This is a genomic window from Mesorhizobium sp. NZP2234 (assembly GCF_013170765.1).
Lineage (GTDB): Bacteria > Pseudomonadota > Alphaproteobacteria > Rhizobiales > Rhizobiaceae > Mesorhizobium > Mesorhizobium loti_D.
The window spans coordinates 4505941-4532195 of the sequence record NZ_CP033364.1 but is presented as its reverse complement, the minus strand read 5'-3'; the positions used below and the strand labels follow the sequence as shown (position 1 = coordinate 4532195).

The window sequence follows — 26255 nt, the reverse complement described above, 5'->3', positions numbered from 1 at the left end:
CATGAAAATACTCGTCCTCGGCGGCTATGGTTTGATCGGGGACGCCGTCATTGGCCGTTTGCTTCGCGACGGTCATCAGGTGACCGGTCTCGGTCGCGAAGTCGGGGATGCCGGGCGGCGCCGGCCGGCGGTTCGCTGGATCGCGGCGGACATGTCGAAACTGCCCGCCGCTGAAGACTGGCTGCCGGTGGTTGCGGGCATGGACGCGGTTGTCAACGCCGCGGGCGCCTTGCAGGACGGCCCGCGCGACCGTCTGGACGCCGTTCACCGGGGCTCGGTGGTGGCACTTGTCGCGGCTTGCGAACAGGCCGGTGTGCATCGCTTTGCGCAGATATCCGCGATCGGCGCCGATCTCGCTTCGCCAAATCCTTTCTTCAGCACCAAGGCGCAAGGCGACAAAGCCGTCGCAAGCTCATCCCTGGAGTGGACCATTCTGCGGCCGGGCCTTGTGATCGCGCCCGCCGCCTATGGCGGCACGGCGCTTCTGCGTGCCCTTGCGGCATTCCCTGGTTTTATTCCGGCCGTCATGCCGCGCCAACCGATCCAGACTGTATCGGTCGCCGATGTTGCCGAAGCGGTGTCGCGCGCGGTCGCCGGATCGCTGCCACCCCGACTTGCCATCGATCTCGTCGAGGGCAATGCCAGATCTCTCTCCGATGTTCTGCTGTCCTTTCGCGCATGGCTTGGTCTGCCGCAAGCACGGGTCATGCCGATGCCGGCCATCCTTGGCCGGTTCGCCAGTGTCGTTGCCGATGCCGTTGGCGTCCTTGGTTGGCGCTCTCCTCTACGCAGCTCGGCACTTGCCGCGCTGGCGGACGGCATCACAGGCAATGCCCGGTCCTGGAATGCCGTTTGCGACCATCCGCTTCAGCCGCTGGAGGCAACGCTGGCCGATATGCCGGCACATGCTCAGGAACGATGGTTCGCGCGCCTTTGGCTGGCGAAGCCTGTTATCTTCGCTTGCCTGTCTCTGTTCTGGCTCGTTTCGGGCATCATTGGCATGATCCGGCAAGATCAGGCCGCGGACATTCTCGCCTCACGCGGTGTGTCGGTGGATTTCGCGCATATTTGCGTTCTGGTCGGCAGCGCCGCGGATATCGTCGTTGGCGCGGCGGTTCTGGTCCGGCCTTTCGCCAAGCCCGCGCTGCTGGCGATGATTGCGATCACACTCTCCTATCTGGCGGGGGCGACGCTTTTTGTTCCAAGTCTATGGCTTGATCCACTGGGTCCGCTGGTCAAGACGATACCCGGGCTTTGCCTGGTGCTGGTGGCGCTCGCGGTGCTGGACGAGCGATGAGCCTCTGGACTGACATATTGCGCTGGGCGCATGTCATCGGCGGCACGGTTCTGTTCGGCACCGGTGCCGGCATCGCCTTCTTCATGCTGATGGCGCAACGCAGCGGCCGCGCCGATATCGTCGCCCATGTCGCGGGTACTGTCGTCATCGCCGACACCATTTTTACGGCGACCGCCGTCATCGTGCAGCCAATCACGGGCGTGTTGCTGGCGCAAGCGGTTGGCTGGCCGCTCTCCGAAGGCTGGATTGTGCTGTCCTTGCTGCTTTATGTCGTGACCGGTCTGTTCTGGCTGCCGGTGGTCTGGATTCAGATTCGGATTCGGAATCTGGCGCGGCAGGCGGCCATCGAAAACGTGGCACTGCCCGCCGAAGAGAAGCGCCTGTTTCGCATCTGGTTTGCTTGCGGCTTCCCGGCTTTCGCCGCCGTGCTTGCCATTCTCTGGCTGATGGTCACAAGGCCCGAGATAGGGTTTTAGCCCGGCCACCGGCTCTCAATCGGCCTTTTCGGTCACGCCAAAGGCCTGTCTGTCAGTGATCCGATCCCACCACGCCTGAATCTCGGCAAACCCGGCCATCAGCTTTTGCCCGTCGGCAGCCTTCAGGAAATAGGCGATGATCGGCGCCGCATGCAGGTCGGCCAGCGTCACCTGATCGCCGAGCAGCCACGGTCCGGGAACCTTGAGTGCGGTGAGCACCCTGAGGACCGTTTCCGCCTGGCTCAGGCCACCGGCGATCAGGCTCTCATCCGGCTCCGCCTTTTCCAGCCGCTCGACGGCGACGTCCCAGACCATTGCGCGGTAACCATAGGCGTCGAGCATGCCTGTCATCTGCGCCATCCTGGCGCGGCCGCGCGGATCGGCGGGCCGCAGCGCCGGGCCGTCGAAAGCCTCGTCGACATAGCGCGCGATGGCATTCGTCTCGAAGAGCCGAAACCCGTCATGCTCGAAGGCCGGGATGCGGCCGAACGGGTGATGTTCGAGATACCAGGACGGGATGCCTTCGGCTGCGAAGATGTCGAGCGGAATGAGTTCGTAGCCGACGCCTTTCTCCTCCAGCGTCATCCGCGCGATGCGCACGTAAACGCTGTAGTCCGCTCCGTAGAGGATTGGCTTGGTCATGCTGCCGGCCCTTCGTTGCTTCATCGGCCCAAAAAGACGAAGGCTCCTTTCGGAGCCTTCGGCATGTGGAGCTGCGAGTACTTACGCCATCGCTTTCTGCAAATTCTCGTCGATCTTGTCGAGGAAGCCGGTGGTCGAGAGCCAGGGCTGGTCCGGGCCGATCAACAGCGACAGGTCCTTGGTCATGAAGCCGCTCTCGACGGTCTGGATGCAGACCTTCTCCAGCGTCTCGGCGAACCGTTTCAACTCGGCATTGTCGTCGAGCTTGGCGCGGTGCGCGAGGCCGCGCGTCCAGGCGAAGATCGAGGCGATCGAATTGGTCGAGGTTTCCTCGCCCTTCTGGTGCTGGCGATAGTGGCGGGTGACGGTGCCGTGCGCGGCTTCCGCCTCCACCGTCTTGCCGTCCGGCGTCATCAGCACCGAGGTCATCAGGCCGAGCGAGCCGAAGCCTTGCGCCACCGTGTCGGATTGCACGTCGCCGTCATAGTTCTTGCAGGCCCAGACATAGCCGCCCGACCATTTCAGGCTGGAGGCCACCATGTCGTCGATCAGCCGGTGCTCGTACCACAGCTTCTTCGAGTTGAACTCTGCCTCGAATTCAGCCTCGTAGACCTCCTGGAAGATGTCCTTGAAGCGGCCGTCATAGGCCTTGAGGATGGTGTTCTTGGTCGAGAGATAGACCGGATAGTTGCGCAGCAGGCCGTAATTCAGCGAGGCGCGGGCGAATTCGCGGATCGACTCGTCGAGATTGTACATGGCCATGGCGACACCGGCGCCGGGCGCGTCGAACACGTCGTGCTCGATCACCTGGCCGTCCTCGCCGACGAACTTGATCGTCAGCTTGCCCTTGCCGGGGAAGCGGAAATCGGTGGCGCGATACTGGTCGCCGAAGGCGTGACGGCCGACGATGATCGGCTTGGTCCAGCCGGGCACCAGGCGCGGCACGTTCTTCATGATGATCGGCTCGCGGAAGATGGTGCCGCCGAGGATGTTGCGGATGGTGCCGTTCGGCGACTTCCACATCTTCTTCAGCTTGAATTCCTCGACGCGCTGTTCGTCGGGGGTGATCGTCGCGCACTTCACACCGACGCCGTATTTCTTGATGGCGTTGGCCGAATCGATGGTCACCTGGTCGTTGGTGGCGTCGCGATGCTCGATACCGAGGTCGTAATATTCAAGCTTCAGGTCGAGATAAGGGTGGATCAGCTTGTCCTTGATGAACTGCCAGATGATGCGGGTCATCTCGTCGCCGTCGAGTTCGACGACCGGGTTCGCCACCTTGATCTTCGCCATGGAAAGAATGCCTCGTTGCTGGGATATGGGACGGCCTTGCCCGCGTGGCGTTCGGCCGGGAGATGCCGCCCGTATATCAAAGGGTTTTTGGCCGCGCAAACGGCGATCGGTCACGAATGCGAGGCAATGGCCGCCGTCATTTGCGAATGCTTCATTTTCGCGGCCGAATATGGCAGGGGACGCTGAAATGCCGCAAACAGCAGTTCTTTGACAATCATGCCCGTCACCCAAGATCCCGATAACATCCCACCCGCCGGCCCGGCGATCATCCTGGTCGAGCCGCAGCTTGGCGAGAACATCGGCATGGTTGCCCGCGCCATGGCCAATTTCGGCCTCGTCGAACTGCGCCTTGTCAATCCGCGCGACGGCTGGCCGAGCGAGAAGGCGCGCGCCGCCGCCAGCCGCGCCGACCATGTCATAGACGCCGTGAAAGTGTTCGACGACCTGGCCTCGGCGCTTGCCGATTTGAATTTCGTTTTCGCCACCACCGCCAGGCAGCGCGACGGCTTCAAGGCCGTGCGCGGCCCCGTGGAAGCGGGCAGGGTGCTCCGCGCCCGCCACGGTATGGGGCAGCGCACTGGCATCCTGTTCGGCCGCGAGCGCTTCGGTCTCTACAATGACGAAGTCGGGCTTGCCGACGAGATCGTCACCTTTCCCGTCGATCCCGATTTCTCCTCGCTCAACATCGCCCAGGCCGCGCTGCTGATGTCCTATGAGTGGATGAAGTCAGGCCTGGAGGACGAGACCAAGACCAACTTCACCGGGCCGGAGATGAAACCGGCCAGCAAGGAAGAATTGCACGGCCTGTTTGCCTATCTCGAAGGCGCATTGGAAGCGCGCGGCTATTTCCGGCCAGCGCCGAAGAAGCCGAAAATGGTCGACAATCTGCGTGCCGTGCTGACGCGTGCCGGCTTTGCCGAGCCGGAGCTCAAGGTGCTGCGCGGCATCATCTCGTCCCTCGACAGGTTCTCGCCGGCGATGCCGCGCGGCGATGGTTCGCCGGGCGATGATCCCAGGCGGCTTCCGGCCGCCGCGCGCGCCGGCAAGGCAGAAGCCGATCACCCGGCGCACCGGCCTGCCGGTGACGATGAGGACGCACCGCCGCTGGGCGGCAAGGGAACCGACAATGACTGACCTGCCGATCCTGATGTTCGATTCCGGCGTCGGCGGGCTGACCGTTTTGCGCGAGGCACGTGTGCTGATGCCAGACCGGCGCTTCATCTATGTCGCGGACGACGCCGCCTTTCCCTTCGGCGCCTGGGAAGAACCGGCGTTGCGCACCCACATACTCGATCTCTTCGGCAAACTGCTCGACAGGTTCACGCCGGCGATTTCCGTCATCGCCTGCAACACCGCCTCGACACTGGTGATCGACGCCTTGCGCGATGCCTTTCCCGGCCATCCCTTCGTCGGCACCGTGCCGGCGGTCAAGCCGGCGGCGGAACGTACCCGCTCGGGCCTGGTCTCGGTGCTGGCGACGCCCGGCACGGTGAAGCGGCAATACACACGTGACCTGATCAGCAAGTGGGCGCAGAAATGCCATGTCCGCCTGGTTGGCAGCGACAGGCTGGCGGGTCTTGCGGAAGTCTATATGCGCGAGGGCTTTGTCGACGAGGAGGCCGTGCGGGCCGAGATCGCGCCTTGCTTCATCGAGCGTGACGGTATGCGGACCGACATCGTCGTACTCGCCTGCACGCATTATCCGTTCCTGGTCAATCGCATGCGCAAGACGGCGCCCTGGCCGGTCGACTGGATCGATCCCGCCGAAGCGATCGCCCGGCGGGCGCTTTCACTGCTGCCGCCCGTCGATGGGGCGCTGCCGCAAGGCGAACCCGATATCGCGGTCTTCACCTCGGGCAAGGCCGATTTTGCCGTCAGCCGGCTGATGCAGGGCTTTGGACTGGTGGTGGAAACGTCCGCCGCTTAAACAGGCTCGAAGACGATGCTGCGTTGATCCGGATCGGCCGAGGCCAGCCTTAGCGTCAGGCTGTCGCCCTGTCTGATCCCGGTGGCCTTCACCGTGGCAACGACTGGCATGTCGGCAAGCTGAACGCGTACGCCATGGTCGACGAAGTCGGTGACTACGGCTTTGAACGTTTCCCCCTCGCGTCCCCTGAGCATGACCGCCTCGGCAAGGTCGATGGCCGCATGGTTGATCTGGGAAGCGCGGCTATCCGCACGCCCCATCACCTTCGGCAATTTGGTGAACGCATCGGTGACTGGCTGCGGCACAGGCTGGCCGTTGGCGATTGCCAGCGCGCAGCGCACGACATAGCGGTCGGCCAGCCGCCTGAGCGGCGCGGTGGCGTGAGCATAGGTCGCGGCCATCGCCTCATGCCAGGGAACGACACCTTCCTGGTAGGGCTGGTAGGACGCGCCGTTGCCTGCGCGGCGGATTTCCAGCATCAACGCAGCCTGTTTCGGGTCAGCCGGATCGAGCGTGCGCTGGTAGTCGCGCAGGCTGGTTGAGGCGGGCCAGGACAGGTCGAGCGCCTGCGCCGCGTTGCGAAGTCTCTGCACCTTGGACGCGTCCGGCCCGGACATCACGCGGAACAGCCCGGTCTTGTGCGCAAACATGGCGTCGGCGATCGCTATGTTGGCAGCCAGCGAAAGCGCGGCATTGTCCTGTTCGGATTGCAGGAGCGGTCTGAAGGACAGCCGGAATGTGCCATCGGCGAGCCTTTCAACCTCCTGCTCGGGTGGGTCGACGCGTGACGCGCCACGACGTTTTTCGTTCATCGCCATGCGCCGCGCCATTTCAGCGAAGCCGGCCGGAACGTCGGAAGCCTTGACGCTGTCATAGGCGAGCTTCGCACGGCTTCGAATGATTGCCCGCTCCGCGCCGTCCAACTTCGCCGCGCCGTCTTCGGCGACCCGGACGGTGAAGATGACAGCAGGACGCGGTCCATCCGGCAACAGGCTCGCCGCACCCTCGGCAAGTGCCGGCGGGTAGAGTCCGGCCTTGCCGTCCGGCAAGTAAAATGTCTCGCCCCGCGTCCAGGCTTCGAGGTCGATCGCGTCACCGTCCTCGACGAACCAGGCCACGTCGGCAATGGCATAGCGCAGCAGAAGATCGCTGCCGCTCGCCTCGATCGAGAACGCCTGGTCAAGGTCGGTGGAGGTTGCCGGATCGAGCGTAACGAAGGGCATGTCCGTTCGATCGGCATGCTGGTTCGGCACACGTCGGGCCGCCGCCTCCGCAGCGGCCATGACCTCAGCCGGAAATCCATCCGGCACGTGGAATTCGGTGCGGATTTTCGTCAGGCCGGAGGAGAGAGCTTGTGAGGGGTCTGTCAGAGACTTCATCCAGCCGTCCTACACTGGAGTTCCGGACACGGAAAGGCTGCGAATTGATCCCGGCGAGGAACTGGACCACTGGCGCTGGAACTGCCGCACAAGCGCGGCGTTTCTTCTGACAGAAGAGGAGAAACCGCCATGCCTGCCACCTCGAAAGCCCAGCAGAAAGCCGCCGGCGCCGCGCTCTCCGCCAAGCGCGGGGAGACCAAAAAGAGCGAACTCAAAGGCGCCTCACGCGAAATGTACGAATCGATGAGCGAACAACAACTCGAGGAATTCGCCGAGACGAAGCGCAAAGGTCTGCCGGAGAAAAAATCCAAGGACTGAGGGCTTAGAGCCGGGCTCCGCACTCATTGAATGAAAAGGGCCAGCGACAGTTCGCTGGCCCTCGGAGATTGCTGGACTGTTCGCCTTACCAGCGGTGGCAACGCCGCACCTTCTGTACGATCACCTTGCGATGGCCGTGCCGCCACACCACCCGCTTCTTGACGATGACGCGGCAGACCTGTTTGTGGCCCTGCCAATGGCGCGCCATCGCCGGTTCCGGCGCAACCGCCATCGATCCGGCCAGTACCGCGGCACCGGCCAGGGTAAGGAAGAACTTCTTCATGCTAATTGGACTCCTCTAGCTCCAGATCCCTTCCTGGTGCCGTTGGCGCAAACTTCCCGCCCACATCCGGCATCGCATAACGCCGGGAACGCTATAGGGTTGCGTTGCGCCGCGCCACTCACAAGCTTGACACCGGTTAAATCTCGGTTTAACCAGCCGCCAACGCCGGGCAGCGATGTCTGGTGTTTGTTTTATATGCGCAAGACCGGTTGCCTTGGTTGTTTCTGGTTTTGTTTGAACTGACGTGTCCCGTGGGTTTTCCGCCGCGTTGCGTGGGAAAACCCTGTCAGGTCTCGAAAACGGAGGCCAGAGGAGGGCGCGTTTCCTTCACCCGGGCCATGAGGTGCCGGGTGTGTTGTTTTGAAAAGGGAATGCGATGAGCAAGCGCGAATCCGCGAAATACAAGATCGACCGCCGTCTCGGCGAAAACATCTGGGGCCGCCCGAAGTCCCCGGTCAACAAGCGTGAATACGGCCCGGGCCAGCATGGCCAGCGCCGCAAGGGCAAGCTTTCCGACTTCGGCCTGCAGCTGCGCGCCAAGCAGAAGCTGAAGGGTCACTATGGCGACGTTTCGGAAAAGCAGTTCCGCAAGGTCTATGAAGAGGCCGACCGCCGCAAGGGCGACACCTCGGAGAACCTGATCGGCCTGCTCGAATCGCGTCTCGACGCGGTCGTCTACCGCGCCAAGTTCGTGCCGACCATTTTTGCTGCCCGTCAGTTCGTCAACCACGGCCACATCAACGTCAACGGCAAGCGCGTCAACATCGGCTCGTACCGCTGCAAGCCGGGCGACGTCGTCGAAGTGCGCGAGAAGTCGAAGCAGCTGGTCATCGTCCTGGAATCGGTCGGCCTCGCCGAGCGTGACGTTCCGGACTACATCGAAGCCGATCACAATAAGATGGTCGCGACCTTCTCACGTATTCCCGGCCTTGCGGACGTTCCGTTCGCGGTCCAGATGGAGCCGAACCTGGTCGTCGAATTCTATTCGCGCTAAGCGAACGCTTTTCTGCGATATCGGAAAGGCCGCCCTCGAGGCGGCCTTTTTGTTTGGCGCATCCGCTTTGCCGTTTCGATTTTCCGGCCGATGCGCTAATCCGGGCGGAAGTCACATCTCCGGGGCCGCCGCGCCATGAATATGCTGCCAGACATCGAGACGCTTGAACCTGTTGCCGAAGGCGGCTCCCACCCGCTGTTCGCCGATGTGCCATCCTCGGTCGAGTTCAACAAATTGCGCAAGCGGCTGCTGCGGCTGACTCGCCAGGCGATCGAGGATTTTTCGATGGTGGAGCCGGGCCAGCGCTGGCTGGTCGCGCTGTCGGGCGGCAAGGATTCCTACGGCCTGCTCGCTATCTTGCTCGATCTCAAATGGCGCGGGCTGCTGCCGGTCGATTTGCTGGCCTGCAATCTCGACCAGGGCCAGCCGAACTTTCCCAAGCACATCCTGCCGGACTACCTCAACGCCAATGGCATTGCGCACCGCATCGAGTACCAGGACACCTATTCGGTCGTCACCGACAAGCTGCCGCAGGGAAGTACCTATTGCTCGCTCTGCTCGCGGCTGCGGCGCGGCCATCTCTACCGCGTCGCGCGGGAAGAGGGCTGTTCGGCGCTGGTGCTCGGCCATCACCGCGAGGACATTCTAGAGACCTTCTTCATGAACCTGTTCCATGGCGGCCGCCTCGCCGCCATGCCGCCAAAACTGCTCAATGACGAAGGCGACGTCATGGTGCTGCGGCCGCTGAGCTACAGCGCCGAGATCGATCTCGAAAAATTCGCCGCGGCGATGCGGTTCCCGATTATCCCTTGCGACCTTTGCGGCAGCCAGGAAGGCCTCCAGCGCAACGCCATGAAGGCGATGCTGGATGACATCGAAAAACGCATGCCCGGCCGCAAGGACACGATGATCCGTGCGCTGTCCAACACCAGGCCGTCACATTTGCTCGACAGGAAACTGTTCGATTTTGCCGCCCTGAACCAAACCCTCATCACAGGACAAGACACTTCCGATGACATTTGACGACAACGAGATCGACTGGCTGGCCAGCCTGCTGGCCGAGGCGGCCGACACCGAAATCATGCCCCGCTTTCGCCGGCTGGGCGGTGGCGACATCAGACAGAAGACCTCCGCCGCCGACCTGGTGACGGAAGCGGACGTCAACGCCGAGCGGCTGATCACCGTCAGGCTGCGCCAGCGTTATCCCTCGGCCATGGTTGTCGGCGAGGAAGCCTGTTCCGACGACCCGGCGCTGCTCGACGGTCTGGGTGATGCCGATCTGGCCTTCGTCATAGACCCGGTTGACGGCACCTTCAATTTCGCCTCAGGGGTGCCGCTGTTTGGTGTCATGCTTGCCGTCGTGGTCCAGGGCGAAACAGTCGCCGGCATCATCCACGATCCGGTCGGCAAGGACTGGCTGATCGGCGCCAAGGGCGCCGGCAGCCATATCCGCCATGCCCACGGCACGCTCGAGCGGGTGCGGGTTGCCGCGAGTGCGCCGATCTCGGAGATGACCGGCGCGGTCTCATGGCAATACATGGCCGAGCCGGACCGCACGCGGCTGGCCTGCAACCAGACCAAGACGCTGTCGCAGTTCAACTACCGCTGCGCCGCCCATGAATACCGCTTGCTGGCCAGCGGTCACGGCCATTTCGTCGTCTACAACAAGCTGATGCCGTGGGATCATCTCGCCGGTGCGCTGATCCATGCCGAAGCCGGCGGCCATGCCGCGCGCTTCGACGGCAGCCCTTACCTGCCGTCGCATGTCGGCGGCGGCCTGCTGGTCGCTCCCGACAAGGAGAGCTGGCGTGAACTGCGTCGCGAGCTGTGGGCTGAGCAGGCTTAACTCCTGCGGCGGACGGCAAGATCTAGTGCAGGTCGGTTATATGCCCTGAAACGGGTGGGTTGTGCGGCTGGAACATCTTGCCGCGCTCGGCGATGAGGATCATCAGCAGCGCCGCGACCGAGACGCTGCAGAAGCCGGCGGCAAGCGGCGTCACCGTGCCGTTGAACGCCTGGCCGATCAGCGTGCCGAGAATGCCGCCGAGGAACGTCTGCATGAAACCCAGGATGGACGACGCGGTGCCGGCCAGTTGGCCGAGCGGCTCCATGGCCAAGGCGTTGAAATTGGCACCGAGCGCGCCGAAGGGAAGCATGGCGCTGGCAAAGAAGGTGACGAACAGCCAGAGCGGCATCTTGATTTCCAGCGAAACGACCAGCCAGACCAGGCTGATGACCAGAAACAAAAGCAGCGCGCTTTGCGACAGCCGGCGCATGCCGATACGGCCGACAAGGCGCGAATTCAGAAAATTGGAGAAGGCGAGCACGCCCGCGACCCCGGCGAAGATGACCGGGAACATCTCGCCGACATGGAAGATGTCGACATAGATCTGCTGTGCCGAGGCGATGAAGCCGAACATGGCAGCGAAGACGAAGGTGCTGGCAAAGGCGTAGCAGAGCGCGATGCGATTGGTGAGCACGATGCGGAATCCGCCGACGACGGAGGAGAACGTCAGGGACCGGCGATATTCGGGGTGCAGCGTTTCAGGCAGCCGCACCAGCGACCACGCCGACACGATCAGCGCGCCGACGGCCATGGTAACGAAGATGTAGTGCCAGGTCGCGAACAGCATGATGACCTGGCCGATGCCGGGCGCGATGACCGGTATCGCCATGAACACCATGAAGATCAGCGACATGACTTCGGCCATGCGCCGGCCGTCGAATGTATCGCGCACGATCGAGACCGCGATGACGCGCGTGGCGGCCGCGCCAATGCCTTGCACGGCACGACATATCAGCAGCGTTTCAAAGCTCGGCGCGATGGCCGCGGCGGCCGCTGCCGCCACATAGATGATCAGACCCGCGACAAGCGGCGAGCGGCGGCCGAAACGATCCGATATCGGTCCGAAGAACAGCTGGCCGCCACCAAAACCCAGAATGTAGGCGGTGACCACATATTGCCGGTGGTTTTCATTCTCGACGCCGAGCGAGGCGCCGATCTGCTGCAGCGCCGGCAGCATGATGTCGATGGCCAGGGAATTCAGCGCCATCAGCGCCGCGCACAGCGCAATGAACTCCCAGCGCGGAATAGGCAGTTTGCTTGCCGATTGCGGCGCTGATGATTGCTGATCCACGGCAAGTCCGATCTTCTAGAGCAATTCCAGGAAAAGTGTGGGCGGTTTTCCCGGGACAAGCGCGTAGCGCTTGCCCTTGGGAATTGCGTCAAAACAGAGATTTAGAGCGGTTCGCCGTTTCCATGAAACGGTGAAACGCTCTAAAACAAAAATGCGCCGGCGGGCCGGCGCATTGGCTCGTCTTGGTCCCGATATCGGGACATAAAAATTGCCGAGGCGGGGCTACCCGATACTCAGCGCGGTCGCTGCGACGGACCTGAAACCGAAATCAGGCGGCGCCTTTGACGCTCACGCCCTTTTCGACCAGGAAGGTCTGCAACTCGCCGGCCTGGAACATCTCGCGGATAATATCGCAGCCGCCGACGAATTCGCCCTTGACGTAGAGCTGCGGGATCGTCGGCCAGTTGGAGTAGTCCTTGATGCCTTGGCGCAGTTCAGCCGAGTCCAAGACATTCACGCCTTTGTAGTCGGCGCCGATATAGTCGAGGATCTGGACAACCTGGCCGGAGAAACCGCATTGCGGAAAACCGGGCGTGCCCTTCATGAAAAGGACGACGTCGTTGCCCTTCACTTCATTGTCGATGTAGTCGTTGATACCGCTCATGGAACATCCTTTCACGCCTGTGGGAGTCAGGCTCGAAGCATGTCTTTCAAATAAACCCATAGGTTGCCCGAAACAAGACATTAGCCGCGCCATGGCCGAAATGGCGCAAAGGATGGGCGGTATTGGGCCAAGCGGGTATGGGCTGGAACTGCCCTCAGTCGGGGACGCTGGTCTGCAGGGCAAGCGCGTGCAGCACGCCGCCCATATTGCCCTTCAGCGCGTCATAGACCATCTGGTGCTGCTGGACGCGGCTTTTTCCGCGAAAGCTCTCGGCGACGACTTCCGCCGCGTAGTGGTCGCCATCGCCGGCGAGGTCGCGGATCGTCACGCGGGCATCCGGTATGCCGTCCTTGATCAGTTTTTCTATGTCGCGGGCGTCCATTGCCATTGCAGAATTCCTGTTTCGGGCGGGCGGCAACGCGCCCGTGCGATGAGAGTCGGGGTAAACCTAAAGCCTTTCCGGCCGGGATTGAAGCCGTTCCGTCCGGCACTGGCGCGATTGTCACCTAGGCCGCGTTCTCGTCCGGACGGTTCGCATCGGCCGCAGGGTCGTCTTCGCGCATCGAGAAGGCGCGGCCGAGGCTGAAGACCAGCACGTAGAGGGGGAGGTTGACCGCCAGATTGGCGATCGGCAAATAGCTGGTCATTTTCCAGGCGGGCGAGAAAAACGGTTGGCCGTAACCATCGCAGGCCAGCGAAGAGCCATACTCCCACAGGGCTCCGAGGACTGCCGCGACGGCGAAAAGCTTGATGCAGGTGACGATGTGCCTCGTCCGGGCCGGATCCGGCAAAAGCCGGCTCCAGAGCACCAGGCAGGCGATCGGAACCGCATAGAGGAGGGTCTGCAGGGCCAGCATCGGAAGCGTGCCATTGGCCGCGCCAAGGAACTCGGCGCGCGTTTCCAGCCTGGTGCAAACCTCGCTCGATGTCGTCGACAGCAGGAAGAAGACGAACGGCCCGAGAAACCAGAAGAAGAACAGCGACGGCCAGAAGACGACTGCGAGCAGCGCCCGGGCAGCCAGTGTGCTCAACTGGCCTGGTCCATGAAGCGCGGGAACCAGCCTTCGTGGACGGCGGTCAGGTCGCTGACAGGGATTGCCCTGCCATCGCCAAGCTTCAACGCGTCGCCGCCGGTCGAGCCGATCCACGGCGCGAAGATGCCGAGTTCGCCCTGCTGCTTGCGGATGGCGTCCCATTCCTCGCCATGCGGGTCGATCGACAGCGTCAGGAGATAGCGGCCCTGGTCCTCGCCGAACCAGACCGGGATCGGATCCGTCCCGACAAGGCCGGGAACGGTCGCGCCGATGCCGGACGCCATCGCCATTTCGGCTAGCGCCACGGCGATGCCGCCATCGGAAACGTCATGCGCCGCGGTGACGATGCCGGACGCGATCAACGAACGCACGTGGTCGCCGACGCGCTTCTCATGAGCGAGGTCGACCGGCGGCGGCGGACCGTCCGTGCGGCCATGGATGTCTCTGAGATAGACCGACTGGCCAAGATGCGTTCCCCAGGCGGCGGGGGCGCCGACCAGCAGGATCATCTGGCCCTGCGCGGCAAAGCCGATCCGCACCATCTTCGACCAGTCTGATATCAGGCCGACGCCGCCAATGGTCGGTGTCGGCAGGATACCCTGGCCGTTGGTCTCGTTGTAGAGCGAGACATTGCCGGACACGATCGGAAAGCCGAGCGCGCGACAGGCATCGCCGATGCCCTTCACCGCCCCGACCAGCTGGCCCATGATCTCGGGCCGCTCCGGGTTGCCGAAATTGAGGTTGTCGGTGGCCGCCAGCGGCACCGCGCCGGTGGCGGTCAGGTTTCGCCAGCATTCGGCAACCGCCTGCTTGCCGCCCTCATAGGGATCGGCCTCGCAATAGCGCGGCGTCACGTCGGACGAGAAGGCAAGCGCCTTGGTCGCATGGCCTTCCACCCGCACCACGCCGGCATCGCCGCCCGGGAGCTGCAGCGAATTGCCCTGGATCAGCGTGTCGTACTGCTCCCACACCCAGCGGCGCGAGGACAGGTCCGGGCCGCCGAGCAGTTTCAGCAGCGTGTCCGCAACATCGGCCTGCGGAACGTCATTGGCGGCAAGCGGCGCCGGCTTCTTCGGCTCGATCCATGGCCGGTCATATTCCGGCGCCTTGTCGCCGAGATCCTTGATCGGCAGGTCGGCGACCTGGTCGCCTTGATGCAGGACGCGGAAGCGCAGGTCATCGGTGGTCTTGCCGACGATGGCGAAGTCGAGGCCCCATTTGTGGAAGATCGCCTCGGCTTCCTTTTCCTTCTCGGGGCGCAGCACCATCAGCATGCGCTCCTGGCTTTCCGACAGCATCATCTCATAGGCGCTCATGCGCTCTTCGCGCACCGGCACCTTGTCGAGGTCGAGCTCGATGCCGAGGTCGCCCTTGGCGCCCATCTCGACCGCCGAACAGGTGAGGCCGGCCGCGCCCATGTCCTGGATGGCGATGACGGCACCCGAGGCCATCAGTTCGAGGCAGGCCTCCAGCAGGCATTTTTCGGTGAAGGGATCGCCGACCTGCACGGTCGGGCGCTTCTCGTCGATCTTGTCGTCGAACTCTGCCGAGGCCATGGTGGCGCCGCCGACGCCGTCGCGGCCGGTCTTGGCGCCGAGATAGACGACCGGCAGGCCGACGCCCTTGGCTTCCGAGAGGAAGATGGCGTTGGTCTTGGCGAGACCGGCGGCAAAGGCGTTGACCAGGATGTTGCCGTTGTAGCGGGCATCGAAATTGACCTCGCCGCCGACCGTCGGCACGCCGAAGGAATTGCCGTAGCCGCCGACGCCCGACACCACGCCGGCGACGAGATGCCTGGTCTTGGGGTGGTCGGGGGCGCCAAAGCGCAGCGCGTTCATCGCCGCGATCGGCCGCGCGCCCATGGTGAAGACGTCACGCAGAATGCCGCCGACGCCGGTCGCCGCGCCCTGGTAGGGCTCGATGAAGGAAGGGTGGTTGTGGCTTTCCATCTTGAAGACGACGCAGTCGCCATCGCCGATATCGACGACGCCGGCATTCTCGCCCGGTCCCTGGATGACCTGGGGCCCGGTGGTCGGCAGCGTGCGCAGCCACTTCTTCGAGGATTTGTAGGAGCAGTGCTCGTTCCACATCGCCGAGAAGATGCCGAGTTCGGTGAAGCTGGGTTCGCGTCCGACGAGATCGAGGATGCGCTGATACTCGTCGGGCTTCAGCCCGTGGGCGGCGATGAGCTCGGGGGTGATCGGCACGGAATTGGAAATGGTCATGGGCGGCGATTAATGTCCATGGAAGCGGGGATTTTGAGTCTCCTCTTATCGCAAGCTTTGCGGCCGATACACCCGTCGACCGAGGAAAAAGACAGAAAGCAACAAGGTGAAGACCAGGGCAGGCCCGCACCAGGGTCTTTCCGGGCGCCCATCGGGCCATCTTCGGGGCGAGACCGCACGAGGAAGGCAAAGCCGAATGCGGAACGCTATGATGTCCCGGCCGTTACGTCTCCGACCATTCAGGAGATCGGACCATGGCTACCAGGCAAGGCAAGAAAGACAACCGCCTCTCGGACAAGGAGGCCATGCGTATCGCGGAGACCACCGACGTTTCACCCGGGCAGGCCAAGGAACTGGCCGAAAAGCACGGCAAGGACAAGGCCAAGGAGGAAGCCAGCAACTTCAAGGCCGAAGGCTGATCCGGGCCCAGCGCTCTCAGGAGAAGCTGTCGTAGCCGGCACGGCCCTCATCGAGAAGCCGACGCAGGACCGAAACGCCGTTGGCGACATCGCCGCGCTGCCTCGGCTGCGAAACGCCGAAGCGGACGCCGTGAAAGACCTGTTCGGAGCGGCCAGCCTTGAACTCGTCTTCGTCGTCGATCAGCACGCCGTGTTCGAGGCAGGCATTCTTGAATGTGCCGGAAAGCCACGGATCGGGCAAAGTCAGCCAGACAAAGGGCACCTTGTCGTGTGACTTGAACGCGAAGCCGGCCAGCGTCTCGCGCACGATCGCGATGCGGGCGCTGATTTCAGCGATGCTGCGCTTGCGGATTTCGCCGGCCTGACCAGAGAGCACCAGGCGGGCATTCACCTCCGCCAGCAGGAAGGGCATGCCGCCGGTCATCATCTTGTGGGCGACACGGATACGGTGGCGATAGGCGGGCGGGCAGGAGAGCCAGCCGCCGCGCACGCCGGCCGCCACCGATTTCGACAGGCCGCTGGCGACGATGGTGCGTTCGGGCGCGAATTCGGCAAGCAGCGGTGTCGGGTCATCGGTGAGGTTGCCGTAGAGGTCATCCTCGACCAGGACAACATTGTATTCGCGCGCTATCCCCGCAATTGCCTCCCGGCGCGCCGCCGACAGCGTCACCAGTGTCGGATTCTTGGCCGTCGGCATCAGGAAGATCATCCTGGGATGTTTTTGCGCGCAGACGCGCTCGAAATCCTCGGGATCGAGACCTTCGTCGTCCGACGCCACCAGCGCGGTGCGCCGGCCGATCAACCCGGCACTGCGGGAAATCTGAGAATAGGTGAGGTGTTCGAAGGCGACGTAGTCGCCGGGCGTGGTGAGTGCGGCGATCGCCGCCATCACCGCGGCATGGGTGCCGAGCGTCGGAACGATGCTGTCGACCGCTGGGCGCAAGGAGTTGCGCGACAGCCAGCGGGCGCCGGCTTCGTACCAGCGGGTTGGAAAATCGCGCGTATAGCTTGAAATCTCGTGAGGATGATCCTGAGCGGTGCGCGACAGCACATCGGCAACAATGGTGCCCTGGCCGACATCGGGTGCCGCCGTGCTGTCGAAACGCAGCTTGTCCTGCGGCGCATCGACGGTGCGGGTGCCTTCCACGCTGACGTCGGGCGCTTCCGGCTTCGCGCCGTCGGCGTGCTGGCCAAGCACATAGGTTCCACGGCCCACTTCGCCGCTCACCAGCCCGCGCTCGCGCAGCAATTGGTAGGCCCTGCCGACCGTGCCGACGGTGGCGCCGATGTCGTAGGCGAGGTCGCGCTGTGGCGGCAGTTTTGTTCCGGCACCGATCACGCCCTGGTCGATGCCCGCTTCGATGGAGTCCGCAAGGCGTTGATAGAGCGGTCCGGTGCTGGCGGTGAGATCTGGAAGCCAATTTGTCATGGTGACAATTTTCTATATTGCACCGAAATCTGAGTCAATACATATCAATCGCGCACCAAAAGGGGGTGCAATTAATAATTTTGGCAGAAAGAAAATGGATACAATCGCGACAATCCGTCCTTCAAGAGTAGCATTTGCAGGCCAGGCGCTCCGCCCGTCGGGTCGTCGCGGCTTTGTCAACCGCCTGGTGCGGGTGGCCGGTTCGCTGGCGCGATGGATAGACCATTTGCTGGAACGCCGGCGCAGCCGGCTGGCATTGCTGGAAATGACCGACGATCAGCTCAAGGATATCGGCATCTCGCGCTGCGACGCCCACCGTGAAGGTATCAGGCGTTTCTGGGAATAGGTCCGATCCTACCGGACGCTGTTGGTCCTGAGACGCGCGACGCCGCGATCGGCCAGAACGGCAACGACGCATATCACCAGAAACAGCGCGGTGATGGCCAGCGCAGCGATGGCGACACTGGTTGCGCCGTTCTTGGCAACATCAAGGAAGGGGTAGGGCACCTCGCCGGCGAACGGCGCCCTCGCCAGCGCATAGGCCAGGTAGGCGATGGGATAGAGTACCCACCAGGAAATGTCGCTCCATCTCGTTCTACCGTCGGCACCTGATATCAGCCACCACAGCACGAAGATAACCGGCGTCACGTAATGCAGCAGCACATCGCAGAGCAGGAACAGGCCCTGCGGCTGCCACAGACGCGCCAGAACGGTGGCGTAGACGATGAGGACCAGGGCGATCGACACGGCGACCCCAGCGCGCATCCGGGGGCCGGCGAAGGCGGGTAGCCACGCGTAGCCGCTGGATGACAGCAGCGAGGTATGGACCAGCACCGCGCCGATGTTGGTCAGGATGGTGAAGAAACTGAAATAGAACACGATCGAGCCGAGCAGGCTGCGGCCGGCTTCCATCGACGCTGGAATCGTGAGGCAGAATTGCAGGACAAGGCCGGCCAGACCGATGGCCAGACCCGCTACCTGCAGGAAGCGGCCCATCGTCAGGCGGTCGCTGCGCAGGCCGGATTACCGGCTTGCCAGCGCGCAATATCCGAACCGATGCGTGCGCCGAGCGGGTCGTTCATCAACGGTCCGAACACGTCGACGCGGCTCGAATTGCCTTGCGCCTGCACGACCAGCAATGGCTTTCCGCCATAGTGCTTGGCCGGCACCAAGAGGAAACGCGGCGTGCCGCTGAAGGAATTCAGCTCATTGGCCATCTGATATTGCCTGAAGGCCGGGTCCTTGCTGGCGATCCAGCATTTGTGGGCGGCGATTGCGACCTGCTCCATGGCCAACAGTGACGCACTCTTGCCCGAGGGCACAGGCGTGCTTTTCGGGGTCGATTGGCACGATGTCAGAACAAGGCCTGCGGCGGCGACGAGAACGATCGTCTTGCTCTTGATCAAGCGGCACCCATCTCGAGTTCGGACAGAAAGATTTTCAGGCCGTCGGTCATCTCGCCCCATACGCGCGACAAGGCTGGATGCTGCGACGCGATCTGCTCATAGGCATCGAATTTGGGATAGGCGTCGAGCAGGTCTTGGCGGCCCGTCATGGCGCGGAAATTGTTGAAGATGAACCGGGTCGGCGTCAGCCAGGCATCGGCGAAGCTGATGTCGTTGCCGAGGGCGAAGGGGCCCTGCGCCATGCGCGCCTCGATCGCCGCCAACCCGTCGTGCAGGCGTGCGAATTGGGCGTCGATCTCGGCATTGTTGCGCTTCGGCACGGAATGCAGTTCGAAAAGCTTCATCGTCGGCGTCAGCACGTCGAGATCGGTGATGCGGGCGAACATGCGCACCAGCGCGCGGTCCTTGGAATCGGGTGGCAGCAGCGCCGGTTCCGGAAACCGTTCCTCGAGATATTCGGCGATGACCACCGATTCGACAATGGTTTCGCCCGAGCCGGTGATCAGCACCGGAATCCGGTTCATCGGCGAGATGGCGCGAAACTCCTCGGGGATCGGAAAACCCGGCGGCGGCGCGATGATCTTGAGCGGTACGTCCTTGATATAGGCCAGCGCGCGCACGATCGACGAGTAGGGCGACAACGGCCGCGAATAGAGTTTCATGACCGTCTCTCTCCCCAGAGCAATGGACTTGATGTCCTTGTCATTTTTACCGCATTCGCGGCTGAACTCGTCAAGCGGCGATACCGAGCGCACCTTCGAAGAGTGCACGGCCGTCGCTGCCGCCATGGGCGGCTTCGATCAGGTTTTCGGGATGTGGCATCAGGCCGAGCACATTGCCTTGGTCGTTGATGATGCCGGCAATGTCGTTGATCGAACCGTTGGGGTTTGTGCCTTCCGCATAGCGGAACACCACCTGGCCTTCGCCTTCGACGCGGGCGAGCGTCTCTGTGTCGGCAAAATAGTTGCCGTCATGGTGCGCCACCGGCGAGCGGATGATCTGGCCCGGCTGATAGCGGCGAGTGAACATGGTGTTGGCGTTGGTGATCTGCAGTTTTACCTGCCGGCAAACGAATTTCAGCGAACTGTTGCGCATCAAGGCACCCGGCAGCAGGCCGGCCTCGACCAGGATCTGAAACCCGTTGCAGACGCCGATGACCATCACGCCCTTGGCCGCCTTTTCAGCGACAGCCCGCATGACCGGCATGCGCGCGGCGATGGCGCCACAGCGCAGATAGTCGCCGAAGGAAAAGCCGCCGGGAATGGCGATCAGGTCGACATCGGGGATTTCAGTGTCGGTCTGCCAGACGGTGGCTGGCGCCTTGCCGGAAATCTTGGTCAGCGCCGCGATCATGTCGCGGTCGCGATTGAGGCCAGGCAGGAGGACAACGGCTGATTTCACGTTAGGCGATCTCCACCGCGTAATTCTCGATCACCGTGTTCGCCAGCAGCTTGTCGCACATGGCTTTCAGGTCGGCTTCGGCCTTGGCCTTGTCGCTTTCCGCCAGTTCGACGTCGAACACCTTGCCCTGCCGCACCGCGCCGACGCCATCAAAGCCAAGCCCCGACAGCGCGTGTTCGATCGCCTTGCCTTGCGGGTCGAGGACGCCGTTCTTGAGAGTGACGGTAATGCGAGCCTTGATCATACTGGGCAGGTTCCTGTTCGAATTCTCGGTTAGTGCGGCTTACCCTTGAGGCCGTCGGTCGAGGCGACGAGCACTGGGCCGGTCGGGCGTGGCGGCTCGTTCTCGTTCATGATGCCGAGGCGGCGGGCGACTTCCTGGTAGGCTTCGACCAGGCCGCCCATGTCGCGGCGGAAACGGTCCTTGTCGAGCTTGTCCTGCGTCGCCACATCCCACAGGCGGCAGGAATCCGGCGAAATCTCATCGGCGACGACGATGCGCATCATGTCGCCCTCGAACAGGCGGCCGCACTCGATCTTGAAATCGACGAGCTGGATGCCGACGCCCATGAACAGGCCGGAGAGGAAATCGTTGACGCGGATGGCGAGCGCCATGACATCGTCGATCTCCTGCGGGGAGGCCCAGCCGAACGCCGTAATGTGCTCTTCCGACACCATCGGATCGTCGAGCGCGTCGGCCTTGTAGTAGAACTCGATGATCGAGCGCGGCAGAACGGTGCCTTCCTCGATGCCGAGGCGCTTCGACAGCGAGCCGGCGGCGACGTTACGCACCACCACTTCGAGCGGGATGATCTCGACTTCCTTGATCAGTTGCTCGCGCATGTTGAGCCGGCGGATGAAGTGGGTCGGAATGCCCATGCGGTTCAAATGATTGAAAATGTACTCGGAAATCCGGTTGTTGAGCACGCCCTTGCCGTCGATGACCTCGTGCTTCTTCTTGTTGAACGCGGTTGCATCGTCCTTGAAGAACTGGATCAGCGTACCGGGTTCGGGTCCCTCATAGAGGATTTTGGCCTTGCCTTCATAAATGCGGCGGCGATTTTTCATCTGATTTTTTCTCTGGATTTGCGGGCAGGCGGCAAGCGACCAGTTCCTGTCCGTCCGCCTAAATTAGTGCGGCGACGGCGGGGTTCAATGCCGGGTCTATCCCAATCACATCGTTTGCTCAATCGGCAAATCCTTCCAATCAACCGCTTTCGGGACTGAAATGCCGCAGCGCAGCATATGACGAAGCGTATTGACCGGCTCGCGACCTTTTGGTTTGTGCTTCGGCAACACACATATCACCTTGCCAACGAATCGGATTTGACCGGAGGGACGCCATGAGCAGCATGAAAGACCGCGAAGAGGGCTTCGAGCGCAAATTTGCATTCGACGAGGAGCTTCGGTTCAAGGCTTCGGCGCGCCGCAACAAGGCGCTCGGCCTGTGGGCCGCCGAAAAGCTCGGAAAGTCGGGTGCGGACGCCGACGCCTACGCCAAGGAAGTGGTTGTTTCCGATATCGAGGAAGCCGGCGACCACGACGTGTTCCGCAAGATCCGCAAGGATTTCGATGCCGCCGGCGTCGATCAGTCGGACCATCAGATCCGCCGCACCATGGACGAACTGATGGCGCAGGCGATCGAGCAGATCAAAAACACCTGATCCGGGCCGGAGCAGGTTCCGCAAGAATGTCCCACGGTTTTGCGACCGGACCCGCGACAAAGAAGAATGACTGGACCAATCGACCGCCCGGCCAAGCCGGGCGGTTTTTCTTTGCCTTTGCCTTGGTTTCCGGCTGAACTGCGTGAGAGCGACGTGCGTCCTGTTGGACGCACGTCGCTCTCACGCTAATGGCGTTGTCGCACCGTGCTTCCGAAATCGAACCGGTTTTCGGTCCGATGCGACGTCAACGAGGAAAGAGATTAGATGTCGCTGAAGTCACGCCTTGCCGCCGATGAAACGCTGATCACCGCCTGGTCGGGTGTGCCGGATGCCCTGACCGTCGAGATCCTCGCCAAACAGGGCTTCGACGCCGTCACGCTCGATATGCAGCATGGCGGCCATCATGAAGACAGCGTGCTGCGCGGTCTGGCGCCGGTGCTCGCCACCGGCAAGCCCGGACTGGTGCGTATTCCCGTCGGCCGTTTCGACATGGCCAGCCGGGCGCTCGATTTCGGCGCCGAGGCGGTCATCGCGCCGATGGTGAATTCGGTGGCCGATGCAAAGCTGTTCGCCGCGGCGATGAAGTATCCGCCGCTCGGCGAGCGCTCATGGGGTCCGACCTATGCCTTTCCACGCCATGGCAAGGGCGATTATGCCGAATGGCTGCGCGACACCAACCAGCGCACGATGGCGTTTGCGATGGTCGAGACCCGCGCCGCGCTTGACGCGCTCGACGGCATTCTCGACACGCCGGGCATCGACGGCATTTTCCTCGGGCCATCGGATTTCTCGATCGCCTGGACCAACGGCGCCACGGTCAATTCCACGCTGGAGAGCATGATGGAGACGGTGGCGTCGGTTGCCGAACGCACCCGCAAGGCCGGAAAACATGCCGCCATCTATGTCGTCGAACCGGCAATTGCCGGCCGTGTCGTGGCGATGGGCTATCGTCTGCTCGCCACGGGGTCCGAGCATGCGCTGATTTCGCTGGGCGCAAAGACCCTGCTGAAAGACATCAAGGCGTCCATCGACGCCTGACGGGGTACGGCCCGAGACGCTAAGCCTTCAGGTCGGTCAGGAACTTGGCGAAGGTCATCGATCCCTCTGGCCACGGGCCAAAGCCTGAATCCGCATTGAGATGGCCGGTCTCGCCGGCATCGATGAACAGCGAACCCCAGGCGCCGGCAATGTCCTCGGCGACATCGAAGGCGCAGAACGGATCGTTGCGACTGGCAATCAGGATCGAAGGGAAGGGCAGCGGCTCGCGCGGATAGGGACCGAAGGTCATCAGGTGCTTCGGCTTGAGCTTGGGGTTGGCGACATCGGGCGGCGCCACGAAGAAGGCCCCGGCGACCGGTTTCACGAATTGCGGTATGGCCTGCACGGCCGCGGCCACGCCCAGCGAATGCGCGACGATGACGACAGGCCTCTCGGCCTCGTTGACCGCTTTGGCCACGCTCGCCGTCCAGTCCTCGCGCACCGGCTTCGACCACTCCGCCTGCTCGACGCGGCGCGCCGTCGACAGTTTCGACTCCCAGCGGGTCTGCCAATGCTCGGGTCCGGAATTGGTGTAGCCCGGAACGATCAAAATATCTGCGTCTTTGACTTTCATGGCGCTGAGATAGCGAGCGCGATTGTCTCATGCAACCATCGACGGGCAAGCTCTTGAGCTGGAATGGTGAACACCATGTTCGCTTTTCGCTGTCTTGTGTGAACGATCGAGATCGACGATCTGTCGATTGAGAGAAAACAGCCGTGGAGGACCGGGATTTTGGCACTGACACGACGTACAATGATCGGCGGCGCCGGGCTCCTGGCTTTGGGAGTTTCACCAAGCGTTGCCGCAACGGAGACAATGATGAGTGAACTGCCCTTTGCCGCCACCACGCCTGTGAGCGTTGCCCGCGTCGGGCTGAAGGCGCGCGATGCCGAAAGCCTCGCTGCCTATTACCGCCGGGTCGTCGGCCTTCAGGAATTGAGCCGTGCCGATGGCGCGATCACGCTCGGCGCCGCCAACCGACCGTTGCTGGTGCTGGAGCCGGATGCTTCCGCCAAGCCGGACGATCCGCGCAGCGCCGGCCTGTTCCACACGGCCTTCCTGCTGCCCAGCCGTGCCGATCTCGGCCGCTGGATCAACCATGCCATATCAGACAAGATCGCCATCGAGGGCGCTTCGGATCATCTGGTCAGCGAAGCGCTGTACCTGACCGATCCCGAAGGCAACGGCATCGAAATCTATGCCGACCGCCGTCCGCAGGACTGGAAATGGAATGGTGACAAGATCGCCATGGCGACGGAGCGGTTGAATATTCCTGCGGTCGTTGGCGAAGTGCCAGCGGGCGATGCGGGCTGGCAAGGTGCGCCGGAGAACAGCATTGTCGGCCATGTCCACCTGCGCGTCGGCAGGCCGGAAGAGGCCGAAGCCTGGTGGAACCAGGAATTCGGCTTCGACACGGTGGCCAAATATGGCGGTCAGGCGGTGTTCCTGTCGTCAGGCCATTACCACCACCACATCGGCGCCAATGCCTGGCAAAGCGCCGGCGCCGGCCGCCGCGACCCGGCCCGCTCGGGCCTTGCCTGGGTCGAGATGCGTTCGGACAATGTCACCGGCGAAACGACCCGCGAGGATCCCTGGGGCACGGTGATCAGGACTGTGCCTGGAAAGGCCTGATTTGACTTAGGTAAAGCGTCGTTCTCCCCGTCACCATATGGGGAGAAATGCCCGGCAGGGCAATGAGGGGCAGCGCCGAGGTTTGATATTGTCAAAGGGCAGTAGGTGCGACGGTCGCCAAAGTAGGCGCCGCCCCTCGTCCGCCTGCCGGCACCTTCTCCCTGCATGGTGACGGGGAGAAGGAAAGCTCGCCTCAAGCTTTCCCGAACACCCGCCTGAAGATCGTGTCGACATGCTTGGTGTGATAGCCAAGATCGAATTTCTCGCGGATTTCCGCCTCGGGAAGCGCGGCGGTGACTTCCCTGTCGGCCAAAAGTTCCTCAAGAAAATCAGCGCCTTGTTCCCACACCTTCATGGCGTTGCGTTGCACCAGCCGGTAGGAATCCTCGCGCGACAGGCCGGCCTGCGTCAGCGCCAGCATCACGCGCTGCGAATGCACCAGGCCGCGGAACTTGTTCATGTTCTTCAGCATGTTCTCGGGATAGACGACCAGCTTTTCGATGACACCGGTCAGGCGTGACAGCGCGAAATCCAGCGTCACGGTGGCGTCCGGCCCGATCATGCGCTCGACCGACGAGTGCGAGATGTCGCGCTCATGCCAGAGCGCCACGTCCTCCATCGCCGGCAGCGCCATGGAGCGCACCATGCGGGCAAGGCCGGTGAGGTTTTCCGTCAGTACCGGATTGCGCTTGTGCGGCATCGCCGACGAGCCTTTCTGGCCCGGCGAAAAATACTCTTCCGCTTCCAGCACCTCGGTACGCTGCAGATGTCGGATCTCGGTTGCCAGCCGCTCCATCGATGAGGCGATGACACCGAGCGTGGCAAAGAACATGGCATGGCGGTCGCGCGGGATCACTTGCGTCGACACCGGTTCCGGCTTCAGCCCGAGCTTCGCCGCAACATGCTCCTCGACATAGGGTTCGATGTTGGCGAAGGTGCCGACCGCCCCGGAAATGGCGCAGGTAGCGATATCTTCCCGCGCATGCACCAGCCGCTCGCGGCAGCGCGAGAATTCGGCATAGGCCTGCGCCAGCTTGATGCCGAAGGTTGTCGGCTCGGCATGGATGCCGTGGCTGCGGCCGATGGTGACGGTATCCTTGTGCTCGAAGGCACGGCGCTTGAGGGCCGCAAGCAGGCCGTCAATGTCAGCGAGCAGAATGTCGCTGGCGCGGGTAAGCTGGACGGCAAAGCAGGTGTCCAGCACATCCGAAGACGTCATGCCCTGGTGGATGAAACGCGCGTCCGGTCCAACGAATTCGGCAAGATGGGTCAGGAAGGCGATCACGTCATGCTTGGTGACGCGCTCGATCTCGTCGATCTTCTCCACGTCGAATTTCGCGGCATTGCCCTTCTCCCAGATGGTTTTTGCCGCTTCCTTGGGAATGACGCCGAGTTCGGCCAACGCATCGCAAGCATGAGCCTCGATTTCGAACCAGATGCGAAACCGGGTTTCGGGCGACCAGATGGCGACCATTTCCGGCCGGGAATAGCGAGGGATCATCGGTCAGTCCTGATGTATCTAGAGCAATCCAGGAAACGTTCGCAGCGGTTTTCCGTCCGGAATTGCGAAAAAGAAGGAGTAGAGCGGGTCGGCGGTTCTACCAAACGCTGAACCGCTCCGGGTTAGCCCGCGTCCTAACAGAGGCGGACGAAATG

31 protein-coding genes are annotated in these 26255 nt (G+C 62.8%); 13 read left to right on the top strand and 18 right to left on the bottom strand.

Annotated elements, in window-relative coordinates; all coding sequences use genetic code 11:
* Position 1 precedes the first annotated feature (1 nt).
* Positions 2-1297 (top strand): SDR family oxidoreductase, encoded by a 1296-nt coding sequence (locus tag EB230_RS22455; RefSeq protein WP_172373977.1) that lies wholly within the window; start codon positions 2-4, stop codon positions 1295-1297.
* Complete coding sequence (locus EB230_RS22450; RefSeq protein ID WP_172373976.1) at positions 1294-1773, top strand: DUF2269 domain-containing protein; 480 nt, start codon at positions 1294-1296, stop codon at positions 1771-1773. The genes EB230_RS22455 and EB230_RS22450 overlap by 4 nt, the downstream gene beginning before the upstream one ends.
* A gap of 15 nt (positions 1774-1788) precedes the next feature.
* Here the strand turns inward: EB230_RS22450 and EB230_RS22445 are convergent, their stop codons facing one another.
* Together EB230_RS22445 and EB230_RS22440 are read right to left on the bottom strand one after the other, a co-directional pair.
* Positions 1789-2415, bottom strand: a complete 627-nt coding sequence (locus tag EB230_RS22445) for a glutathione S-transferase family protein (RefSeq protein ID WP_172373975.1) — start codon at positions 2413-2415, stop codon at positions 1789-1791.
* Between the two features lie 81 nt (positions 2416-2496).
* Positions 2497-3708 carry an NADP-dependent isocitrate dehydrogenase gene (locus EB230_RS22440; RefSeq protein WP_056562254.1) on the bottom strand — a complete coding sequence of 404 codons (1212 nt, stop codon included), beginning with the start codon at positions 3706-3708 and terminating at the stop codon, positions 2497-2499.
* Between the two features lie 216 nt (positions 3709-3924).
* On the opposite strand from EB230_RS22440, the gene EB230_RS22435 reads away from it, so the two are divergent.
* Together EB230_RS22435 and murI are read left to right on the top strand one after the other, a co-directional pair.
* Entirely contained in the window at positions 3925-4842 is a 918-nt protein-coding gene (locus EB230_RS22435) for an RNA methyltransferase (RefSeq protein ID WP_056562251.1), read from the top strand.
* Positions 4835-5635, top strand: a complete 801-nt coding sequence (gene murI, locus EB230_RS22430; RefSeq protein ID WP_056562247.1) for a glutamate racemase — start codon at positions 4835-4837, stop codon at positions 5633-5635. Before EB230_RS22435 ends, murI begins: the two co-directional genes overlap by 8 nt.
* Here murI and EB230_RS22425 read toward each other — a convergent pair.
* Positions 5632-7014, bottom strand: coding sequence for an RNB domain-containing ribonuclease (locus EB230_RS22425; protein WP_056562244.1), 1383 nt, complete (start codon positions 7012-7014; stop codon positions 5632-5634). The genes murI and EB230_RS22425 overlap by 4 nt on opposite strands.
* Before the next feature lie 129 nt (positions 7015-7143).
* Between EB230_RS22425 and EB230_RS22420 the strand changes: the two genes are divergently transcribed.
* Positions 7144-7332 (top strand): DUF3008 family protein, encoded by a 189-nt coding sequence (locus tag EB230_RS22420; RefSeq protein ID WP_056562242.1) that lies wholly within the window; start codon positions 7144-7146, stop codon positions 7330-7332.
* Between the two features lie 85 nt (positions 7333-7417).
* Here EB230_RS22420 and EB230_RS22415 read toward each other — a convergent pair whose 3' ends face one another.
* Positions 7418-7615 (bottom strand): hypothetical protein, encoded by a 198-nt coding sequence (locus EB230_RS22415; protein ID WP_056562239.1) that lies wholly within the window; start codon positions 7613-7615, stop codon positions 7418-7420.
* Between the two features lie 376 nt (positions 7616-7991).
* On the opposite strand from EB230_RS22415, the gene rpsD reads away from it, so the two are divergent.
* The 3 genes from rpsD to EB230_RS22400 all read left to right on the top strand — a co-directional run bounded on the left by rpsD (position 7992) and on the right by EB230_RS22400 (position 10455).
* Positions 7992-8609 carry a 30S ribosomal protein S4 gene (gene rpsD, locus EB230_RS22410; protein WP_056562236.1) on the top strand — a complete coding sequence of 206 codons (618 nt, stop codon included), beginning with the start codon at positions 7992-7994 and terminating at the stop codon, positions 8607-8609.
* A gap of 135 nt (positions 8610-8744) precedes the next feature.
* Positions 8745-9632, top strand: coding sequence for a tRNA 2-thiocytidine(32) synthetase TtcA (ttcA, locus tag EB230_RS22405; RefSeq protein ID WP_056562233.1), 888 nt, complete (start codon positions 8745-8747; stop codon positions 9630-9632).
* Entirely contained in the window at positions 9622-10455 is an 834-nt protein-coding gene (locus tag EB230_RS22400; RefSeq protein WP_056562230.1) for an inositol monophosphatase family protein, read from the top strand. The genes ttcA and EB230_RS22400 overlap by 11 nt, the downstream gene beginning before the upstream one ends.
* Before the next feature lie 22 nt (positions 10456-10477).
* On the opposite strand, the gene EB230_RS22395 is transcribed toward EB230_RS22400, so the two are convergent.
* From EB230_RS22395 to purL, 5 genes are all read right to left on the bottom strand, one after another.
* Positions 10478-11746, bottom strand: coding sequence for a multidrug effflux MFS transporter (locus EB230_RS22395; RefSeq protein ID WP_081294720.1), 1269 nt, complete (start codon positions 11744-11746; stop codon positions 10478-10480).
* Between the two features lie 268 nt (positions 11747-12014).
* Positions 12015-12350: a Grx4 family monothiol glutaredoxin gene (gene grxD, locus EB230_RS22390; protein WP_013895877.1), complete on the bottom strand. Its 336-nt coding sequence runs from the start codon at positions 12348-12350 to the stop codon at positions 12015-12017.
* A 154-nt stretch (positions 12351-12504) separates the two neighbouring features.
* Entirely contained in the window at positions 12505-12738 is a 234-nt protein-coding gene (locus EB230_RS22385) for a BolA family transcriptional regulator (protein ID WP_056562227.1), read from the bottom strand.
* Between the two features lie 118 nt (positions 12739-12856).
* Positions 12857-13381, bottom strand: coding sequence for a hypothetical protein (locus tag EB230_RS22380; RefSeq protein WP_056562225.1), 525 nt, complete (start codon positions 13379-13381; stop codon positions 12857-12859).
* Positions 13378-15609 (bottom strand): phosphoribosylformylglycinamidine synthase subunit PurL, encoded by a 2232-nt coding sequence (gene purL, locus EB230_RS22375; protein WP_056562222.1) that lies wholly within the window; start codon positions 15607-15609, stop codon positions 13378-13380. Before purL ends, EB230_RS22380 begins: the two co-directional genes overlap by 4 nt.
* A 254-nt stretch (positions 15610-15863) precedes the next feature.
* Here purL and EB230_RS22370 point away from each other — a divergent pair, with 254 nt between their 5' ends.
* Complete coding sequence (locus EB230_RS22370; protein ID WP_171883315.1) at positions 15864-16028, top strand: hypothetical protein; 165 nt, start codon at positions 15864-15866, stop codon at positions 16026-16028.
* Between the two features lie 16 nt (positions 16029-16044).
* Here EB230_RS22370 and EB230_RS22365 read toward each other — a convergent pair whose 3' ends face one another.
* The gene (locus tag EB230_RS22365) at positions 16045-17457 is read right to left on the bottom strand and encodes a PLP-dependent aminotransferase family protein (RefSeq protein ID WP_056562220.1); all 1413 of its coding nucleotides are present in this window, start codon (positions 17455-17457) and stop codon (positions 16045-16047) included.
* Between the two features lie 94 nt (positions 17458-17551).
* Between EB230_RS22365 and EB230_RS22360 the strand changes: the two genes are divergently transcribed.
* The gene (locus EB230_RS22360; RefSeq protein ID WP_056562216.1) at positions 17552-17803 is read left to right on the top strand and encodes a DUF1127 domain-containing protein; all 252 of its coding nucleotides are present in this window, start codon (positions 17552-17554) and stop codon (positions 17801-17803) included.
* Positions 17804-17811: 8 nt separating this feature from the next.
* Here EB230_RS22360 and EB230_RS22355 read toward each other — a convergent pair whose 3' ends face one another.
* The 6 genes from EB230_RS22355 to purC form a co-directional block, all read right to left on the bottom strand.
* A complete protein-coding gene (locus tag EB230_RS22355) occupies positions 17812-18453 on the bottom strand; it encodes a Pr6Pr family membrane protein (protein ID WP_056562213.1) in 642 nt (213 codons plus the stop codon).
* A gap of 2 nt (positions 18454-18455) precedes the next feature.
* Positions 18456-18863, bottom strand: coding sequence for a hypothetical protein (locus EB230_RS22350; RefSeq protein WP_056562211.1), 408 nt, complete (start codon positions 18861-18863; stop codon positions 18456-18458).
* Entirely contained in the window at positions 18860-19525 is a 666-nt protein-coding gene (locus EB230_RS22345; RefSeq protein ID WP_056565397.1) for a glutathione S-transferase family protein, read from the bottom strand. Before EB230_RS22345 ends, EB230_RS22350 begins: the two co-directional genes overlap by 4 nt.
* Before the next feature lie 70 nt (positions 19526-19595).
* The gene (gene purQ / locus EB230_RS22340) at positions 19596-20264 is read right to left on the bottom strand and encodes a phosphoribosylformylglycinamidine synthase subunit PurQ (RefSeq protein ID WP_172373974.1); all 669 of its coding nucleotides are present in this window, start codon (positions 20262-20264) and stop codon (positions 19596-19598) included.
* 1 nt (position 20265) lies between these two features.
* Complete coding sequence (gene purS, locus EB230_RS22335) at positions 20266-20508, bottom strand: phosphoribosylformylglycinamidine synthase subunit PurS (protein ID WP_027051636.1); 243 nt, start codon at positions 20506-20508, stop codon at positions 20266-20268.
* Between the two features lie 29 nt (positions 20509-20537).
* The gene (gene purC / locus EB230_RS22330; RefSeq protein ID WP_013532127.1) at positions 20538-21332 is read right to left on the bottom strand and encodes a phosphoribosylaminoimidazolesuccinocarboxamide synthase; all 795 of its coding nucleotides are present in this window, start codon (positions 21330-21332) and stop codon (positions 20538-20540) included.
* A 275-nt stretch (positions 21333-21607) separates the two neighbouring features.
* Between purC and EB230_RS22325 the strand changes: the two genes are divergently transcribed.
* Entirely contained in the window at positions 21608-21928 is a 321-nt protein-coding gene (locus EB230_RS22325; protein WP_056562205.1) for a DUF1476 domain-containing protein, read from the top strand.
* A gap of 264 nt (positions 21929-22192) precedes the next feature.
* On the top strand, positions 22193-22966 hold the full coding sequence (locus tag EB230_RS22320) for an HpcH/HpaI aldolase/citrate lyase family protein (protein WP_056562202.1): 774 nt from the start codon (positions 22193-22195) through the stop codon (positions 22964-22966).
* A gap of 19 nt (positions 22967-22985) precedes the next feature.
* Here the strand turns inward: EB230_RS22320 and EB230_RS22315 are convergent, their stop codons facing one another.
* Positions 22986-23540 (bottom strand): alpha/beta hydrolase, encoded by a 555-nt coding sequence (locus EB230_RS22315; RefSeq protein WP_056562199.1) that lies wholly within the window; start codon positions 23538-23540, stop codon positions 22986-22988.
* A 246-nt stretch (positions 23541-23786) separates the two neighbouring features.
* Here EB230_RS22315 and EB230_RS22310 point away from each other — a divergent pair, with 246 nt between their 5' ends.
* Complete coding sequence (locus EB230_RS22310; protein ID WP_056565395.1) at positions 23787-24599, top strand: VOC family protein; 813 nt, start codon at positions 23787-23789, stop codon at positions 24597-24599.
* A 193-nt stretch (positions 24600-24792) separates the two neighbouring features.
* Here the strand turns inward: EB230_RS22310 and purB are convergent, their stop codons facing one another.
* Entirely contained in the window at positions 24793-26100 is a 1308-nt protein-coding gene (purB, locus tag EB230_RS22305) for an adenylosuccinate lyase (protein WP_081294721.1), read from the bottom strand.
* Positions 26101-26255: the final 155 nt, after the last annotated feature.

Excerpts from the sequence above, each read along its gene's own strand:
- EB230_RS22365 (WP_056562220.1), bottom strand. The coding sequence starts at position 17,457 with ATGACAAATTGGCTTCCAGATCTCACCGCCAGCACCGGACCGCTCTAT.
- purS (WP_027051636.1), bottom strand. The coding sequence starts at position 20,508 with ATGATCAAGGCTCGCATTACCGTCACTCTCAAGAACGGCGTCCTCGAC.
- grxD (WP_013895877.1), bottom strand. The coding sequence starts at position 12,350 with ATGAGCGGTATCAACGACTACATCGACAATGAAGTGAAGGGCAACGAC.
- EB230_RS22450 (WP_172373976.1), top strand. The coding sequence starts at position 1,294 with ATGAGCCTCTGGACTGACATATTGCGCTGGGCGCATGTCATCGGCGGC.
- EB230_RS22310 (WP_056565395.1), top strand. The coding sequence starts at position 23,787 with ATGAGTGAACTGCCCTTTGCCGCCACCACGCCTGTGAGCGTTGCCCGC.
- purC (WP_013532127.1), bottom strand. The coding sequence starts at position 21,332 with ATGAAAAATCGCCGCCGCATTTATGAAGGCAAGGCCAAAATCCTCTAT.
- murI (WP_056562247.1), top strand. The coding sequence starts at position 4,835 with ATGACTGACCTGCCGATCCTGATGTTCGATTCCGGCGTCGGCGGGCTG.
- rpsD (WP_056562236.1), top strand. The coding sequence starts at position 7,992 with ATGAGCAAGCGCGAATCCGCGAAATACAAGATCGACCGCCGTCTCGGC.
- EB230_RS22315 (WP_056562199.1), bottom strand. The coding sequence starts at position 23,540 with ATGAAAGTCAAAGACGCAGATATTTTGATCGTTCCGGGCTACACCAAT.
- EB230_RS22325 (WP_056562205.1), top strand. The coding sequence starts at position 21,608 with ATGAGCAGCATGAAAGACCGCGAAGAGGGCTTCGAGCGCAAATTTGCA.
- EB230_RS22440 (WP_056562254.1), bottom strand. The coding sequence starts at position 3,708 with ATGGCGAAGATCAAGGTGGCGAACCCGGTCGTCGAACTCGACGGCGAC.
- EB230_RS22355 (WP_056562213.1), bottom strand. The coding sequence starts at position 18,453 with ATGGGCCGCTTCCTGCAGGTAGCGGGTCTGGCCATCGGTCTGGCCGGC.
- EB230_RS22400 (WP_056562230.1), top strand. The coding sequence starts at position 9,622 with ATGACATTTGACGACAACGAGATCGACTGGCTGGCCAGCCTGCTGGCC.
- EB230_RS22345 (WP_056565397.1), bottom strand. The coding sequence starts at position 19,525 with ATGAAACTCTATTCGCGGCCGTTGTCGCCCTACTCGTCGATCGTGCGC.
- EB230_RS22455 (WP_172373977.1), top strand. The coding sequence starts at position 2 with ATGAAAATACTCGTCCTCGGCGGCTATGGTTTGATCGGGGACGCCGTC.
- EB230_RS22435 (WP_056562251.1), top strand. The coding sequence starts at position 3,925 with ATGCCCGTCACCCAAGATCCCGATAACATCCCACCCGCCGGCCCGGCG.
- EB230_RS22420 (WP_056562242.1), top strand. The coding sequence starts at position 7,144 with ATGCCTGCCACCTCGAAAGCCCAGCAGAAAGCCGCCGGCGCCGCGCTC.
- EB230_RS22320 (WP_056562202.1), top strand. The coding sequence starts at position 22,193 with ATGTCGCTGAAGTCACGCCTTGCCGCCGATGAAACGCTGATCACCGCC.
- EB230_RS22415 (WP_056562239.1), bottom strand. The coding sequence starts at position 7,615 with ATGAAGAAGTTCTTCCTTACCCTGGCCGGTGCCGCGGTACTGGCCGGA.
- purL (WP_056562222.1), bottom strand. The coding sequence starts at position 15,609 with ATGACCATTTCCAATTCCGTGCCGATCACCCCCGAGCTCATCGCCGCC.
- ttcA (WP_056562233.1), top strand. The coding sequence starts at position 8,745 with ATGAATATGCTGCCAGACATCGAGACGCTTGAACCTGTTGCCGAAGGC.
- purB (WP_081294721.1), bottom strand. The coding sequence starts at position 26,100 with ATGATCCCTCGCTATTCCCGGCCGGAAATGGTCGCCATCTGGTCGCCC.
- EB230_RS22445 (WP_172373975.1), bottom strand. The coding sequence starts at position 2,415 with ATGACCAAGCCAATCCTCTACGGAGCGGACTACAGCGTTTACGTGCGC.
- EB230_RS22385 (WP_056562227.1), bottom strand. The coding sequence starts at position 12,738 with ATGGCAATGGACGCCCGCGACATAGAAAAACTGATCAAGGACGGCATA.
- EB230_RS22425 (WP_056562244.1), bottom strand. The coding sequence starts at position 7,014 with ATGAAGTCTCTGACAGACCCCTCACAAGCTCTCTCCTCCGGCCTGACG.
- EB230_RS22370 (WP_171883315.1), top strand. The coding sequence starts at position 15,864 with ATGGCTACCAGGCAAGGCAAGAAAGACAACCGCCTCTCGGACAAGGAG.
- EB230_RS22360 (WP_056562216.1), top strand. The coding sequence starts at position 17,552 with ATGGATACAATCGCGACAATCCGTCCTTCAAGAGTAGCATTTGCAGGC.